Here is a 15,937-nt window from a genome sequence, read left to right as displayed (position 1 = left end):
AATATATTGGAAAGAATCATTAGCCAGCTATATTCTTTTTCGTATTGTCAGTCCTGGCAGACTTTCCTCCCCGAGGTCCCCGTGAATCCTGCTGTTGCTCCGCTTGCCCAACACACCCCGCCTTCAGCCCTCGATGACGTGGTGGCACAGCTCAATGACGAGTACATCGAAAAAGGCACGCCGATGTTCATGCGCACGGTGCTGGCGCTGTTCTCCGGCGGGTTTGCCACCTTTGCCCTGTTGTATTGCGTACAGCCGATGATGCCGGCGCTGTCCCACGAATTTTCCATCAATGCCGCGCAAAGCAGTCTGATCCTGTCGGTCGCCACGGCGATGCTTGCCTTCGGCCTGCTGATCACCGGGCCGATTTCCGACCGGCTGGGGCGCAAGCCGGTGATGGTCGCCGCGCTGTTCTGTGCAGCGCTGGCTACCATCGCCAGCGGTTTGATGCCGAGCTGGGAGGGCATCCTGCTCATGCGTGCGCTGGTGGGCTTGTCCTTGAGTGGCCTGGCCGCCGTGGCCATGACCTACCTGAGCGAAGAGATCCACCCGCAGCACATCGGCCTGGCCATGGGCCTGTACATCGGCGGCAATGCGATTGGTGGCATGAGCGGGAGGTTGATCATCGGGGTATTGATCGACTTCGTCAGTTGGCACACCGCCATGCTGATCATCGGCGGCCTGGCGCTGATCGCCGCCACGGTGTTCTGGAAAATCCTCCCAGAGTCGCGCAACTTCCGCGCCAGCAGCCTCAAGCCGCGCAACCTGCTCGATGGCTTCGTGATGCACTTCAAGGACGCGGGCCTGCCGTGGTTGTTCCTGGAAGCGTTCCTGCTGATGGGAGCGTTCGTGACCCTGTTCAACTACATCGGCTATCGCCTGCTGGCCGACCCGTATGACCTCAGCCAGGCTGTGGTCGGCCTGCTGTCGCTGGTGTACCTGTCAGGCATCTACAGCTCGGCGAAAATCGGCTCTCTGGCCGACCGCCTGGGCCGCCGTCGCGTGCTGTGGGCCACCATTGTGCTGATGCTCGCCGGCATGGCCCTGACGCTGTTCACCCCGCTATGGCTGGTGGTGCCGGGTATGCTGATCTTTACCTTCGGCTTCTTCGGCGCCCATTCGGTAGCCAGCAGCTGGATCGGGCGGCGTGCGGTGAAGGCCAAGGGACAAGCGTCGTCGCTGTATCTGTTTTGCTATTACGCAGGGTCAAGCATTGCCGGGACGGCGGGCGGGTTCTTCTGGCACTTGGGCGGATGGAACGGGATTGGCGGGTTTATCGTCGCGCTGCTGATTGGCGCGTTGCTGGTGGCGTTGAAGCTGGCGAAGTTGCCGCCGTTGGGGCAGGTCTGAAGGTTTCTGGCTTTTAATGTGGGAGGGGGCTTGCCCCCGATAGCGGTGATCCAGTCAATGAATCTGTTGACTGACACTCTGCTATCGGGGGCAAGCCCCCTCCCACATTTTTGCTCTGTGTTTTATTCGTGGTATTGCGCCGACAGTTCATGCACCGCGCGCAGGAAGGCACCCGCGTGCTCCGGGTTCACTTCCGGGGTGATGCCATGGCCGAGGTTGAACACGTGACCGGTGCCCTTGCCGTAACTGGCAAGGATGCGGCCGACTTCGGTGCGGATCGCTTCCGGCTTGGCGTACAGCACGGTGGGGTCCATGTTGCCTTGCAGGGCAACTTGACCGCCAACGCGACGGCGGGCTTCGCCGATATCGCAGGTCCAATCCAGACCCAATGCATCGGCGCCCGCGTCGGCGATGCTTTCCAGCCACAGGCCGCCGCCCTTGGTGAACAGGATCACCGGCACCTTGCGGCCTTCGTGTTCGCGGATGAGGCCGCTGACGATCTTGCGCATGTAGGCCAGGGAGAATTCCTGGTAGGCCGCCGCCGAGAGGTTGCCGCCCCAGGTGTCAAAGATCTGCACCGCTTGCGCGCCGGCCATGATCTGGCCATTGAGGTACGCGGTGACCGACTGCGCCAGCTTGTCCAGCAGCAGGTGCATGGCGTGCGGGTTGTCGTAGAGCATGGCCTTGGTCTTGCGGAAGTCTTTCGACGAGCCGCCTTCGACCATGTAGGTGGCCAGGGTCCAGGGGCTGCCGGAGAAGCCGATCAGCGGCACGCGGCCGTTAAGCTCGCGGCGGATGGTGCTCACGGCGTCCATCACGTAGCCGAGGTCTTTGTGCGGGTCCGGGATCGGCAGGGCTTCGATATCGGCCAAGGTGCTGACGACTTTCCTGAAACGCGGGCCTTCACCCGTCTCGAAGTACAGGCCCTGGCCCATGGCGTCGGGGATGGTGAGGATATCGGAAAAGAGAATGGCCGCGTCCAGTTGGGGGTAGCGGTCCAGCGGCTGCATCGTGACTTCGCAGGCGAACGCAGGATTCATGCACAGGCTCATGAAGTCGCCGGCATGGGCGCGACTGGCGCGGTATTCCGGCAGGTAGCGACCGGCCTGGCGCATCATCCATACGGGCGTGACGTCTACGGGTTGCTTGAGCAGGGCACGAAGGAAACGGTCGTTCTTGAGGGCAGTCATGTCGGCATCCGCAAAAAAAGTGCGGGCATTTTCTCAGAGCGCGACGCAAAAGGCACGGAATGCGCCGTGCCTTTTGTCTATCGGGTCAATTTGTCGCGGACTTGAAAGCGCTGCAAAACAACTGTGGGAGGGGGCTTGCTCCCGATGGCGGTGGGTCAGTCAGTGAATCTGGTGACTGATGCAGCGCTATCGGGGGCAAGCCCCCTCCCACATTTTGACCCCATTTCAACCTGGGATCGGGGTCAGACCTGCAGGTAGTCCAGGATGCCTTCGGCGGCGTTGCGGCCTTCGAAGATCGCGGTTACCACCAAATCAGAGCCGCGCACCATGTCGCCACCAGCGAAGATTTTCGGGTTGCTGGTCTGGTGCTTGTACTGGCCCTGCTCCGGGGCGACGACGCGGCCCTGGCTGTCGGTCTGGATCGCGAACTGCTCGAACCACGGCGCCGGGCTTGGGCGGAAACCGAAGGCGATGACCACGGCGTCGGCCGGGATGATCTCTTCGGAACCCGGGATCGGCTCGGGGCTGCGACGGCCACGGGCATCCGGTTCGCCAAGACGGGTCTCGACCACCTTCACACCTTCGACGCGGTCTTCACCGACGATGGCGATCGGCTGGCGGTTATAGAGGAATCTCACACCTTCTTCCTTGGCGTTCTTCACCTCTTTACGCGAACCAGGCATGTTGGCTTCGTCACGACGATAAGCACAGGTCACCGACTTGGCGCCCTGGCGGATCGAGGTGCGGTTGCAGTCCATCGCAGTGTCGCCACCGCCGAGCACCACGACCTTCTTGCCTTTCATGTCGACGAAATCTTCCGGCGACTTTTCAAAGCCCAGGTTGCGGTTGACGTTGGCGATCAGGAAATCCAGCGCGTCGTACACGCCCGGCAAATCCTCACCGGCAAAGCCGCCCTTCATGTAGGTGTAGGTGCCCATGCCCATGAACACGGCGTCGTATTCGGCGAGCAGTTGCTCCATGGTGATGTCTTTGCCGATCTCGGTGTTGAGGCGGAACTCGATGCCCATGCCGGTGAACACTTCGCGGCGATTGCTCAACACGGTCTTTTCCAGCTTGAACTCGGGGATGCCGAAGGTCAGCAGGCCGCCGATTTCCGGGTTCTTGTCGAACACCACCGGGGTCACGCCGCCACGTACCAGCACGTCGGCACAGCCCAGGCCCGCCGGGCCCGCGCCGATGATGGCGACACGCTTGCCGGTCGGCTTGACCTTGGACATGTCCGGGCGCCAGCCCATGGCGAACGCGGTGTCGGTGATGTACTTCTCCACCGAACCGATGGTCACCGCGCCAAAGCCGTCGTTAAGGGTGCAGGCACCCTCGCACAGACGATCCTGCGGGCACACCCTGCCGCAGACTTCCGGCAGGGTATTGGTCTGGTGCGACAGCTCGGCGGCGGCGAGGATGTTGCCCTCGGCCACAAGCTTCAGCCAGTTGGGAATGAAGTTGTGCACCGGGCACTTCCATTCGCAATACGGGTTACCGCACCCCAGGCAGCGGTGGGCCTGGTCGGCCGAGTGCTGGGGTTTGAAGGGCTCGTAGATTTCCACGAACTCTTTCTTGCGTTGACGCAACAGTTTCTTCTTCGGATCTTTGCGCCCGACATCGATGAACTGGAAGTCGTTATTCAGACGTTCAGCCATGTTAAAACCTCATCAAACTCTTCAGGCGCATATCACTGCGGGTTGGCACGGATGCTGGAAAGCAACGATTTCAGGTTGGCAGCCTTGGGCTTGACCAGCCAGAAACGACGCAGGTAATCATCGAGGTTTTCGGCGAGGTTACGACCCCATTCGCTGCCGGTCTCCTCGACATACTCGTCCAGCACGTGCTGCAAGTGGTTCCGGTAGGATTCCATGGCTTCGCCGCTGATCCGCTGGATCTCGACCAACTCGTGGTTGACCTTGTCGACGAAGGTGTTGTCCTGGTCGAGCACGTAGGCGAAACCGCCGGTCATGCCTGAGCCGAAGTTGTAACCGGTCTTGCCCAGTACCGCGACAAAGCCCCCGGTCATGTACTCGCAGCAGTGATCGCCGGTGCCTTCCACAACTGTGTGGGCCCCGGAGTTACGCACGGCGAAACGCTCACCGGCGGTGCCGGCGGCGAACAACTTGCCACCAGTGGCGCCGTACAGGCAGGTGTTGCCGATGATGGCACTGTCCTGGCTCTTGTAGACGCTGCCTTTAGGCGGAACGATCACCAGCTTGCCGCCGGTCATGCCCTTGCCCACGTAGTCGTTGGCGTCGCCTTCGAGGTACATATGCAGGCCGCCGGCGTTCCACACACCAAAACTCTGGCCGGCAGTACCCTTGAAGCGGAAGGTGATCGGCGCTTTCGCCATGCCCTGGTTGCCGTGCCTGCGCGCGATTTCACCGGAGATGCGCGCGCCGATGGAACGGTCGCAGTTGCAGATGTCCAGGGCGAATTCGCCACCGCTGGCGTCGTTGATCGAGGAGCCGGCCATCTCGACCATTTTCTCGGCCAACAGGCCTTTGTCGAACGGAGGGTTGCGGTCCACCTGGCAGAATTGTGGCTTGTCTGCCGGGATGTGATCGCTGCCCAACAGCGGCGTCAGGTCCAAATGTTGTTGCTTGGCGGTCTGGCCTTCGAGCACTTCGAGCAGGTCGGTACGCCCGATCAGCTCTTCCAGCGAGCGCACGCCGAGCTTGGCCAGCCACTCACGGGTTTCTTCGGCGACGTAGGTGAAGAAATTCACCACCATGTCGACGGTGCCGATGTAGTGGTCCTTGCGCAGCTTTTCGTTCTGAGTGGCCACGCCGGTGGCGCAGTTGTTCAGGTGGCAGATGCGCAGGTATTTGCAGCCCAGGGCAATCATCGGCGCAGTACCGAAGCCGAAGCTTTCGGCGCCAAGGATTGCGGCCTTGATCACGTCGAGGCCAGTTTTCAGGCCGCCGTCGGTCTGTACCCGCACTTTGCCGCGCAGGTCGTTGCCGCGCAGGGTCTGGTGGGTTTCGGCCAGGCCCAGCTCCCACGGCGCACCGGCGTACTTGATCGAGGTCAACGGCGAAGCACCGGTGCCGCCGTCATAGCCGGAGATGGTGATCAGGTCGGCATAGGCTTTGGCCACACCGGCGGCGATGGTGCCGACGCCGGCTTCCGCCACCAGTTTCACCGAGACCAGCGCCTGCGGGTTGACTTGTTTCAAGTCGAAAATCAGCTGCGACAAGTCTTCAATCGAGTAGATGTCGTGGTGCGGTGGCGGCGAAATCAGCGTCACGCCCGGCACTGCATAACGCAGCTTGGCGATGAGGCCGTTGACCTTGCCGCCCGGCAGTTGACCACCCTCCCCCGGCTTGGCGCCCTGGGCCACCTTGATCTGCAGCACTTCGGCGTTGACCAGGTATTCCGGGGTCACACCGAACCGGCCGGTTGCCACCTGCTTGATTTTCGAGCTTTTGAGCGTGCCGTAGCGCGCCGGGTCTTCACCGCCTTCGCCGGAGTTGGAACGCGCACCCAGGCGGTTCATGGCTTCGGCCAGGGCTTCGTGGGCCTCGGGCGACAAGGCGCCCAGGGAAATACCGGCGGAGTCGAAGCGCTTGAGGATAGATTCCAGCGGCTCGACTTCGGCGATGTCCATCGGCGTGTCCAGGGTCTTCACCTTGAACAGGTCGCGGATCATCGACACCGGGCGGTTATCCACCAGGCTCGTGTACTGCTTGAACTTGGCGTAGTCGCCCTGCTGCACAGCGGCTTGCAGGGTGCTGACCACGTCCGGGTTGTAGGCGTGGTATTCGCCACCGTGCACGAACTTGAGCAGGCCGCCTTGCTGGATCGGCTTGCGCGCGCTCCAGGCTTCAGCCGCCAGGGCTTTCTGTTCGGCTTCGATATCGACGAAACGCGCGCCCTTGATACGACTCGGCACGCCACGGAAGCTCAACTCACAGACTTCTTCGGACAGGCCGATGGCTTCGAACAACTGGGCGCCGCGATACGAGGTTACGGTGGAGATGCCCATCTTCGACAGGATCTTCAGCAGGCCTTTGGTGATGCCCTTGCGGTAGTTCTTGAACACCTCGTAGAGGTCGCCCAGCACTTCACCGGTACGGATCAGGTCGCCCAGCACTTCGTACGCGAGGAACGGGTACACAGCCGACGCGCCGAAACCGATCAACACCGCGAAATGGTGCGGGTCGCGGGCAGTGGCGGTTTCCACAAGGATGTTCGAGTCGCAGCGCAGGCCTTTCTCGGTCAGGCGGTGATGCACAGCGCCGGTGGCCAGGGATGCGTGGATCGGCAACTTGCCCGGCGCGATATGCCGGTCGGTCAGCACGATCTGGGTACGACCGGCACGCACGGCTTCTTCGGCCTGGTCGGCGACGTTGCGCACAGCGGCTTCAAGGCCGAGGCTCTCGTCGTAGTTCAGGTCGATGATCTGGCGGTCGAAGCCTGGACGTTCCAGGGTCATCAGCGAGCGCCACTTGGCCGGGGAAACCACCGGCGAGCTAAGGATCACACGGGAAGCGTGCTCCGGCGATTCCTGGAAAATGTTGCGCTCGGCACCGAGACACACTTCCAGCGACATCACGATGGCTTCGCGCAGCGGGTCGATCGGTGGGTTGGTCACCTGGGCGAATTGCTGGCGGAAGTAGTCGTACGGCGTGCGCACGCGCTGGGACAGCACGGCCATCGGCGTGTCGTCGCCCATGGAGCCGACGGCTTCGTAGCCTTGCTCGCCGAGCGGGCGCAGCACCTGGTCGCGCTCTTCGAACGTGACCTGGTACATCTTCATGTATTGCTTGAGCTGATCGACGTCGTAGAAAGCCGAACCGTGGTCGTTGTCTTCCATGGTCGCCTGGATGCGCAGGGCGTTCTTGCGCAGCCATTGCTTGTACGGGTGACGGGACTTGAGGCGGTTGTCGATGGCGTCAGTGTCGAGGATCTGCCCGGTTTCGGTGTCCACGGCGAGGATCTGGCCAGGGCCCACGCGGCCTTTGGCGATGACGTCTTCCGGCTTGTAGTCCCACACACCGATTTCCGAGGCCAGGGTGATAAAGCCGTTAGTGGTGGTGACCCAGCGCGCCGGGCGCAGACCGTTACGGTCGAGCAGGCACACCGCGTAGCGGCCGTCGGTCATGACCACGCCGGCCGGGCCGTCCCACGGTTCCATGTGCATCGAGTTGTATTCGTAGAACGCCCGCAGGTCCGGGTCCATGGTCTCGACGTTCTGCCACGCAGGCGGAATGATCATGCGCACGCCACGGAACAGGTCGATGCCGCCGGTGACCATCAACTCGAGCATGTTGTCCATGCTCGAGGAGTCCGAACCCACGCGGTTGACCAGCGGGCCGAGCTCTTCGAGGTCCATCAGATCGTTGGCGAACTTGGTGCGACGGGCCACGGCCCAGTTGCGGTTGCCGGTGATGGTGTTGATCTCGCCGTTGTGGGCGAGGAAGCGAAATGGCTGGGCCAGCGGCCATTTCGGCAGGGTGTTGGTGGAAAAGCGCTGGTGGAACACGCAGATCGCGGTTTGCAAGCGCTCGTCGCTCAGGTCCGGATAGAAGGCGGTGAGGTCCGCCGGCATCATCAGGCCTTTGTAAATGATGGTCTTGTGGGAAAAGCTGCAGATGTAGTGGTCGGTGTCGGCGGCGTTGAGCACCGACGAACGACGACGCGAGGTGAACAGCTTGATCGCCATGTCCTGATCGCTCAGGCCGTCGCCTGCGATGAACACCTGCTCGATCTGCGGCAGGCGCTCGTTGGCCAGGCGGCCGAGCACGCTGGTGTCGATCGGCACTTTGCGCCAGCCGATCAGTTGCAGGCCGGCGGCGACGATCTCGCGGTTCATGTTCTCGCGAGCGGCTTCGGCTTTGACCGGGTCCTGGTTGAAGAACACCATGCCCACCGCGTATTGCTTGGGCAGGTCGACAGCGAAATGCTCTTTGGCAACGGCGCGCAGGAACTGGTCGGGCTTTTGAATCAGCAAGCCGCAACCGTCACCGGTCTTGCCGTCGGCGTTGATCCCACCGCGGTGGGTCATGCAGGTCAGGGCCTCGATGGCCGTTTGTAAAAGGGTATGACTGGGCTCGCCCTGCATGTGGGCTATCAGGCCGAAACCGCAGTTATCCTTGAATTCATCGGGTTGGTACAGACCTGCTTTCATAGACACTTTCTCACCAGGCTGCCTCTTCTATCGAGGCAAATTTCTTTTCAATTCAACCGGTTACCTTCCACGCCGAACGTACGCCGGCTTAGCGGGGGCAAAAGGGAGGTCATTGTACACACCGACACAGACGCTCACAAATTTAGCGACGAAATGTCGCAAATCTATGTCGCATTTATGAAAGGTTTAAAGCGATATGCTGTGCTAGTCAAAACTTTTTTAATTCTGACCGCTACGACTCAAAAGCTACCGTGACGCAGACACCACAAAGCGCGCGGCCTTCAGGGCTGCACGCTGTTGTCGTTTTTTTTGAGGTGCTGGGAGGGCGGCCTGGGTAAGGCCGCCGGATCTTCAGCGAGTTGTCGCGAGTTCTTGTTGAACGCTGGCGACAGTGCGAGGCCAAGGTTTACCAGCCTGAACCTTCGCTGGCAAGGCTTTGATGGCAGAATCGGCTGCGGCGCGGCTTGGGAAGCTGCCGTAGGTGATCACGTACAGAGGCTTGCCGTTGAGCACTTTCTTGAAGTAACGGTACTGGCCGCCCTGCTCCTTGACGAATGCCTGGGCATTGGCCTCGGAACTGGTGCCGAGGATCTGCACCACGAAATTGCCGGTGGGCTGGCTGCTGTACCAGCTGCTGCCGGCGGCGCCGGCTTTGGCGACGGTGGCGGCAGGTTTTTCAGCAGGCTTGGCCGCAGGCGCGGGAGCCGGAGTTGGTTTGGCAACCGGTGCTGGCTTGGCCGTGGCAACCGTCGGCGCCGGCGTCGGCTTGGCGGCCGGCGCAACCGGGGTGGCGGGGGCCACTGGGGTGGCTGGCGTGCCTGCCGGTACGCCCGAAGGCGGTGCGGTGGTCGTCACGGTTGGCGGCGTGGCGCTGGAGCCTTCCACCGGCACACCGTCGTCGCCTTCGGAGATGCCACCGGCTTCCTCAGCCAGCGGGCCACGCATGACCGGTTGGCCGACCATCGGCAGGTTGGTCGGTTGGCCGGAGTTGGCGAATTCGACATTTGGCGTGGGCTTGCCCAGTGGCAACTGCGCCTGTTCGGTTGGCGCGCCAGCGGTGGTCGGCGCCTTGCTGCGGCCTGGAATCAACCAGGCGGCGGCCACGGCGACCACGACAACGGCGGAAATAGCCAATACGTGCTTCTTAGGCATAGTGAACCCCATCTTTGGACGCTTGACCGCAGAGCGGCTGGCAATCATGGCTTCGATCATTGCATCGCGGGCAACCTGATTGATGTTGCCAGGCCAGCCATCGGAGCTTTCGTGAATATCAGAGATCTGCGCAGCGGAGAAAAGTTCGATACCGGCCCCCGCACCTTCGAGGCGCTGAGCCAGGTATTCGCGGGTCTCTTCCTCTTCGTACGGCTGCAATTCGATGACGTGGAACAGCTCTTGCTCACCGCTGATCTGTTCCAGATCGGCGATCAGCGACGACTCACCGAACAGGAACACATGGGGACGACCTTCCGGCGTACCCGCCGCCAGCGCCAGCAATGCTTCCAGGGCGGACTCGTCGAGTTGCTCGGCGTCATCCACCAGCAGATAGACTTCCTGGCCGGTCAGGCCCAGTTGCACCACCTGCTTGAGGATCGCGTTCGGCTCGGCGTTGGCGACATCCAGCGCCTGCGCCACCTGGCGCAGCACGCCGGCCGCATCACCGGCGCCACGGGCCGAAACCACGACGCTCTGCACCGATTGCTTGTTGGTGCTGGCGACCAGCGCCTGGCGCAGCAATGTCTTGCCGCTGCCCAACGGCCCCGTGACCACCAGCAGCAACTGGCTGTAGCGCGCGAGGTGGTGCAATTGCCCCAGTACCGGCTTGCGCTGGGCAGGGAAGAATTTGAAACCAGGCACCCGTGGAGCGAAAGGGTCATGGCTCAGGTGATAATGGCCGAGGAACGCCTCGTCGGCATGCAAACTAGTCATCGGGATCTTATTAACCTTTAAGCTGGGCCAGGGCGCGGTAATCCGCTCCCAGCGTGGCCTGTAAAATCTCTTTCGGATAATCGTCGGTCACCACCGCTTCGCCCATGTGGCGCAACAGCACCAGCCGCAGGCGACCGTCGATCACTTTCTTGTCTATTGCCATGTGCTCCAGGAAATCCGCCTCGGTCATTTCAGACGGCGGAATCACCGGCAAACCGGCGCGCTGGAACAGACGGATACCGCGATCACGCTCCTGGGCGCTGATCCAGCCCAGGCGCTGCGACATCTCCAATGCCATCACAGTGCCAGCCGCGACGGCTTCCCCATGCAGCCACACACCATAGCCCATGTGGGTTTCGATCGCATGGCCGAAGGTATGGCCCAGGTTCAGGGTAGCCCGTACACCGGACTCCCGTTCGTCGGCATTCACCACCAGCGCCTTGGCTGCGCAGGAGCGGGAAATTGCCTCGGTGAGTGCCACCTGGTCGAGGGCGCGCAGGGCGTCCATGTGTTCTTCCAGCCAGGTCAGGAAGGGCTCGTCGCAGATCAGCCCGTACTTGATCACTTCCGCCAGGCCCGCCGACAGCTCGCGGGGTGGCAAGGTGTTGAGGGTGGCCGTGTCGATCAGCACGGCCTGCGGCTGATAGAACGCGCCGACCATGTTCTTGCCCAGCGGATGGTTGATGCCGGTCTTGCCGCCCACCGATGAATCGACCTGGGACAACAGCGTGGTCGGCACCTGGATAAAGTCCACGCCACGCTGGTAGCAGGCGGCCGCGAAGCCGGCCATGTCGCCGATCACACCGCCGCCCAGGGCGACCACGGTGGTGCGGCGGTCATGCCGTGCGCGCAGCAGGCCATCGAAAATCAGCTGCAGGGTTTCCCAGTTCTTGTGGGCTTCGCCGTCGGGCAGGATTACCGAGATCACCGAGTACGCCGCCAGGCTGCGGCTCAGACGCTCCAGATACAGCGGCGCCACCGTTTCGTTGGAGATGATCGCCACCTGCCGACCGGCAATATGCGGTGCGAGCAGTTCGGGCAGGTCCAACAGACCTTCGCCAATATGGATCGGGTAGCTGCGCTCGCCTAGATCGACCTTAAGTGTCTGCATGTGTCCCCGCGTTGAAGATAGTGTGACGACCGGTAACGCCTGGATCAGACGCTGCCTGCTGGCTCTACGCCATACCCCGCAAGGTCATGGCGCGCCGCCGAGAATAGCGCATTTGCGGCCAGGCTTTAACGGGGTGCCAGCCGTTGCAGGCGCTCAAGAATATCGAGTACCACCATTCGGGGCGGCCGTTCATCGGTTTCCACAACCAGATCGGCGATCTCCCGATACAGCGGATCGCGCAGCGCAAGCAGGTCCCGCAGGGTTTTTTCCGGGTTGGCCGTGCGCAGCAATGGGCGATTGCGATCACGAGCCGTGCGGCCCACCTGCTGCTCGACCGAGGCATGCAGATACACCACCCGACCACCGGCATGCAGGGCGCGGCGATTCTCATCACGCATCACTGCGCCTCCGCCGGTGGCCAATACCACGCCATCGCAGCCGCACAGCTCGGCAATCATTGCCTGCTCGCGGTCGCGAAAGCCCAGTTCGCCTTCCTTATCGAAGATCCATGGGATATTGGCACCCGTGCGCAATTCAATTTCCTTATCGGAATCTTTGAACGGCAGGCGCAGCTCTTTGGCCAGCAAACGGCCGATGGTGCTTTTTCCAGCCCCCATCGGCCCTACAAGAATCAAATTTCGCACAGAATCAACGACTCACAGCAATCGCCTGGTTATTCATGATACGCGGAGTCAGGAATACCAGCAGCTCGGATTTTTTCTCCGACCGCACATCGCGCCGGAAAAGGCGGCCAAGATACGGCACATCGCCCAAAAATGGCACTTTATCTAGCACTTTGCTCTGGGTATTGGAGAAAACCCCGCCGATGACAATGGTCTCGCCATCCTTGACCAGGACCTTGGCATTGACCTCGTTTTTCTTGATCGGCGGCACGTCGTTGAGTTTGTTCAAATAGTCGGGTTCGTCCTTGGTGACTTTGACCACCATGATCACATGATCGTCGGGGGTGATCTGCGGCGTGACCTCCAACGACAGCGAAGCTTCCTTGAACGACACCGAGGTGGCGCCCTGGGACGTGGATTCCTGGTAGGGAATCTCGGTGCCCTTGAGAATGCGCGCGGTTTCCTTGTCCGAGGTGACCACCTTGGGCTGCGAGACGATTTCGCCGTTGCCGGACTTTTCCATGGCGGTCAGCTCAAGGTCCAGCAGCAGGTTGTCGGTGATAAACGCCAGCCCCAGACCCGAGGTGCCGGTCAGCGAACCCAAATCGACAAAGGGTGAACTGGGTGGATTCTGCGGTGGCTGCGCGCCATCTGCCGGGGGTTTTGAAATACCGCCGGCGCCCCAATTGCCGCGATTGAGCCGCCCACCCCAGCGCACGCCCAGGCTTTTGTCGTAATCGACATTGGCCTCGACAATGCGCGCCTCGATCATCACCTGGCGCACCGGGACGTCCAACTGCGCCACGATCCGCCGCAGCTCTTGCAGCCGCTCTGCGGTCTGGTAGGCGATGATATTGTTGGTGCGATCATCCACCGCCACCGAGCCGCGCTCGTCGGTCGCGCCTTCAAAGCCGGCCATGGACTGGAACAGCTTGGCCAGGTCCGCCGCCTTGGCGTAATTGACCTGCAGCAACTCCCGGCGCAACGGCGCCAGTTCGGCCATCTGCTTGCGCGCCTCCAGCGTCAGCAGTTCGCGTGCGGCCAATTCGTCGGCGGGGGCCACCAGCAAGACGCCGGCCTTGACCCGCTTGTCCAACCCCTTGGCTTGCAACACCAGGTCCAGCGCCTGGTCCCAGGGCACGTCCTTGAGCCGCAGGGTGATCGAACCCTGCACCTCGTCTGCGGCCACCAGGTTCAGCCCGGCGACATCGGCGATTTGCTGCAATGCCGCGCGCAAATCGATGTTCTGGAAATTAAGGTTCAGTGTGTCGCCTGTGTAGTCGGCCGACGACGTGCTTTCAGGCGGCGGCAGATGGATAAGGTCGACGCGATTGGGCACAGCAGCAGCCATCGGCACCGTGAACGCTATCCATAGCGCCACGCCGAAGGACAAGAAAATCCTTTTCATTGTTTGATTCCGTTATGAATTGACGTTCAACACCAGCGTTCGTGGGCGCTCCAGCCAGAGGCCCTGTTCATCGGGAAAACGCTCGACCAGTTCCACATGGCCGTCCTGGATGGCCGTGACCTGACCATGATCCGGCCCGAGGTAGTCGCCGACCGCCAGCCGATGCACCGTTGATCCGGCACGCAGCAACGCAAAGCTCTGCCCGCCGCCGGACAGCGTACCGACCATGTCGAACTGGTCGATTGCGATGCCCTCCAGCAGCCCGCGCGGCCGTGTGAGATCCGGAGCAGGGGCGGGCCGCCCAGGCGAATGATCCGGTTGCAAGGCTGTCAGTTGAAACGGGTCGCGCAGGGAGGTCGCGTCGTACACAAAGCGCGGAGCCGGGACGCCCGCCTGTGATGCCTTGCCCCCCTGGAAAACGCCTCGATAGGCCTTGATCAGCAGCTCCAGCCGCAACAAAGCCCCTTCCGAGCGCAACGCCAGGTCATGCACCGTGACGACGCGCTGCGAACTACCCAGGGCGCTGACGAACGCCGCCAGGTCGTGATAACCCCCTGTAACGCCAACCTTCAAGGGCTGTTCGACATGGAACGGCTGCGGCGCCTCGTCCATCACCTCGACGCCCTCGACCCATACGCCCTTGGCAACCGCCAGCCGAGCGATGTCTTCAAGCAAGTCCGGCACTGCAGCGTCACCGGACAGTTGCCCTTGAAGATCCGCGACGGTGTCTTCCATCACCCTGACGCGCTCGGTGTGCGCCTCAAGGTCTGCGGCCACACCGGCACTCTGTTCAAGCTGCCCGCGCAGCACTTGCTCGCGCGCCTCCAACCCGTGTAATCGCGCTCGCGAAGCGCCCAGGTATGACACCTCCGCTATCAACAGCACCAGGCCGCCCAGCGCACAGCCAAGCAGGACCTTTCCAGACCAGGGCCATTTTGCAGCGTTGTAGGTGAGTGCGGAAAAGTCGAGCCCGGACAGGCTCATGGTTGCGCCTCGATGGTTTCCCCCTGGCGCACCATCAACTGAAACTGATGAGCGCCGCGCTCACCGCCTGCCTGAACACGCTCGAGCCGCGCCGAATGGCCGCCTTGCGACGCCTCCAACCCACGCATCAACTGGGCAATATCCTGGTTGCTGTCGGCACTGCCGCGGATGCTGAGCGTATCGCCGTTCGCGACCACCTCATGCAGGTGAACGCCATCGGGCATCGCGCGAGCCAACTGATCGAACAGCCGAGCGCCGGAAGAGCGAGCGTCGTGCAGGTCCTGCATCACCTTCATGCGCTGCGCCAATTGCTGGCTTCGTTCCTGCAGGTCGTCGATGGTCTTGATCCGTAAGTCGTGCTCGGCGATATTCCCGTCCAGGCGCACGTTGCGGGTTACCTGCCGGTCTATCGCCTGGTCGATCACTTGATCGGCCAGCCACACCGCCGCGAGCGCCAGGCAGGCAAACGCCAGCAAAAGCACCAGCAAATACTTGCGGCGCCGCTCGGCCAGCAGTTGGCGCCAAGGCAAAAGATTGATTCGTGTCATCCAGCGAAACTCCTCAGGGCCAACCCGCAAGCCACTCCCATCCCGTGGGCATCGGCGGCCCATTGTGCGCCATCGACTCGATGACCTGGCGTGAAGCTGGCAAAATCCTGACGGCAAGCGCGCTCCAATGCAAATGCTTCGACATCCACCACCCGCGTCACCAGCCCGGCCAGGCCCAGGACCGCCTCGCGCGCCTCGACCTGTTCGCGCAGGCAAGCCGCCAACATGACCTGCACCCGCCCGGCGCCCTGGGACGACGGGCCGCGTACCTGAAAATCGATGGCAACTTCGTCCAGAGGATAAGGAATGTACTGGTCGGCCTCCATGTGTATCTGCCAGGCCCTCTCTTCGTCGCTGAGGCCTGCGTCCATTTCGATCACCCGCGTAATCACCGACGGGCCCGAGACGGCCACGGCTGCGTGCCTGGCGCGACTGTGCAGCCGCGATAATGCCTGCTGCAGCGCCCGCCCGGCCCCTTCAAGGTCGAGCACTGTGCCATCGACCACCGCATGCGCCGGCAACCCCTGCGCGGCGTAGCCCTGAATGCTGAAACCTTGCGCCGAACGGCCCAGCTCGATCAGCTTGATACCTCGGTCATTGATGTCGACGCCGAGAACGATGGCGTGTTTTCGCCTGAAAAATCCCTTTCCCATAAAAC

At 62.1% G+C, this 15,937-nt stretch carries 10 protein-coding genes and 1 pseudogene; 1 reads left to right on the top strand and 10 read right to left on the bottom strand.

From position 1 onward, the window contains the following. Window positions 1-138: 138 nt before the first annotated feature. A complete protein-coding gene (locus tag BOP93_RS02010) occupies window positions 139-1,350 on the top strand; it encodes an MFS transporter (protein WP_430758788.1) in 1,212 nt (403 codons plus the stop codon). A 122-nt stretch (window positions 1,351-1,472) separates the two neighbouring features. Here the strand turns inward: BOP93_RS02010 and hemE are convergent, their stop codons facing one another. The 10 genes and pseudogenes from hemE to pilM all read right to left on the bottom strand — a co-directional run bounded on the left by hemE (window position 1,473) and on the right by pilM (window position 15,932). Then, on the bottom strand, window positions 1,473-2,540 hold the full coding sequence (hemE, locus tag BOP93_RS02005; protein WP_065892112.1) for a uroporphyrinogen decarboxylase: 1,068 nt from the start codon (window positions 2,538-2,540) through the stop codon (window positions 1,473-1,475). Between the two features lie 242 nt (window positions 2,541-2,782). Beyond that, window positions 2,783-4,201, bottom strand: coding sequence for an FAD-dependent oxidoreductase (locus BOP93_RS02000; protein WP_065892113.1), 1,419 nt, complete (start codon window positions 4,199-4,201; stop codon window positions 2,783-2,785). 32 nt (window positions 4,202-4,233) lie between these two features. Then, window positions 4,234-8,679 carry a glutamate synthase large subunit gene (gene gltB, locus BOP93_RS01995; RefSeq protein ID WP_104501366.1) on the bottom strand — a complete coding sequence of 1,482 codons (4,446 nt, stop codon included), beginning with the start codon at window positions 8,677-8,679 and terminating at the stop codon, window positions 4,234-4,236. A gap of 351 nt (window positions 8,680-9,030) precedes the next feature. Then, on the bottom strand, window positions 9,031-10,605 hold the full coding sequence (locus BOP93_RS01985) for an SPOR domain-containing protein (protein WP_104501365.1): 1,575 nt from the start codon (window positions 10,603-10,605) through the stop codon (window positions 9,031-9,033). A gap of 10 nt (window positions 10,606-10,615) precedes the next feature. Further along, window positions 10,616-11,716, bottom strand: coding sequence for a 3-dehydroquinate synthase (aroB, locus tag BOP93_RS01980; protein ID WP_065885697.1), 1,101 nt, complete (start codon window positions 11,714-11,716; stop codon window positions 10,616-10,618). Window positions 11,717-11,841: 125 nt separating this feature from the next. Next, window positions 11,842-12,360, bottom strand: a complete 519-nt coding sequence (gene aroK, locus BOP93_RS01975; protein ID WP_065885698.1) for a shikimate kinase AroK — start codon at window positions 12,358-12,360, stop codon at window positions 11,842-11,844. A gap of 4 nt (window positions 12,361-12,364) precedes the next feature. Further along, window positions 12,365-13,618 (bottom strand): annotated as a pseudogene (locus BOP93_RS01970) (type IV pilus secretin PilQ); the annotation flags it as partial. Between the two features lie 141 nt (window positions 13,619-13,759). Further along, on the bottom strand, window positions 13,760-14,731 hold the full coding sequence (locus BOP93_RS01965) for a pilus assembly protein PilP (protein WP_104501364.1): 972 nt from the start codon (window positions 14,729-14,731) through the stop codon (window positions 13,760-13,762). Beyond that, entirely contained in the window at window positions 14,728-15,279 is a 552-nt protein-coding gene (locus BOP93_RS01960; protein WP_104501363.1) for a PilN domain-containing protein, read from the bottom strand. The genes BOP93_RS01965 and BOP93_RS01960 overlap by 4 nt, the downstream gene beginning before the upstream one ends. Next, window positions 15,276-15,932 carry a type IV pilus biogenesis protein PilM gene (gene pilM, locus BOP93_RS01955; protein WP_065885701.1) on the bottom strand — a complete coding sequence of 219 codons (657 nt, stop codon included), beginning with the start codon at window positions 15,930-15,932 and terminating at the stop codon, window positions 15,276-15,278. The genes BOP93_RS01960 and pilM overlap by 4 nt, the downstream gene beginning before the upstream one ends. Window positions 15,933-15,937: the final 5 nt, after the last annotated feature.

It is taken from the genome of Pseudomonas orientalis, assembly GCF_002934065.1.
Classification (GTDB): Bacteria; Pseudomonadota; Gammaproteobacteria; order Pseudomonadales; family Pseudomonadaceae; genus Aquipseudomonas; species Aquipseudomonas orientalis_A.
Note: the sequence above shows the minus strand (reverse complement) of the source record. Positions and strands in the feature narration are given on the sequence as shown.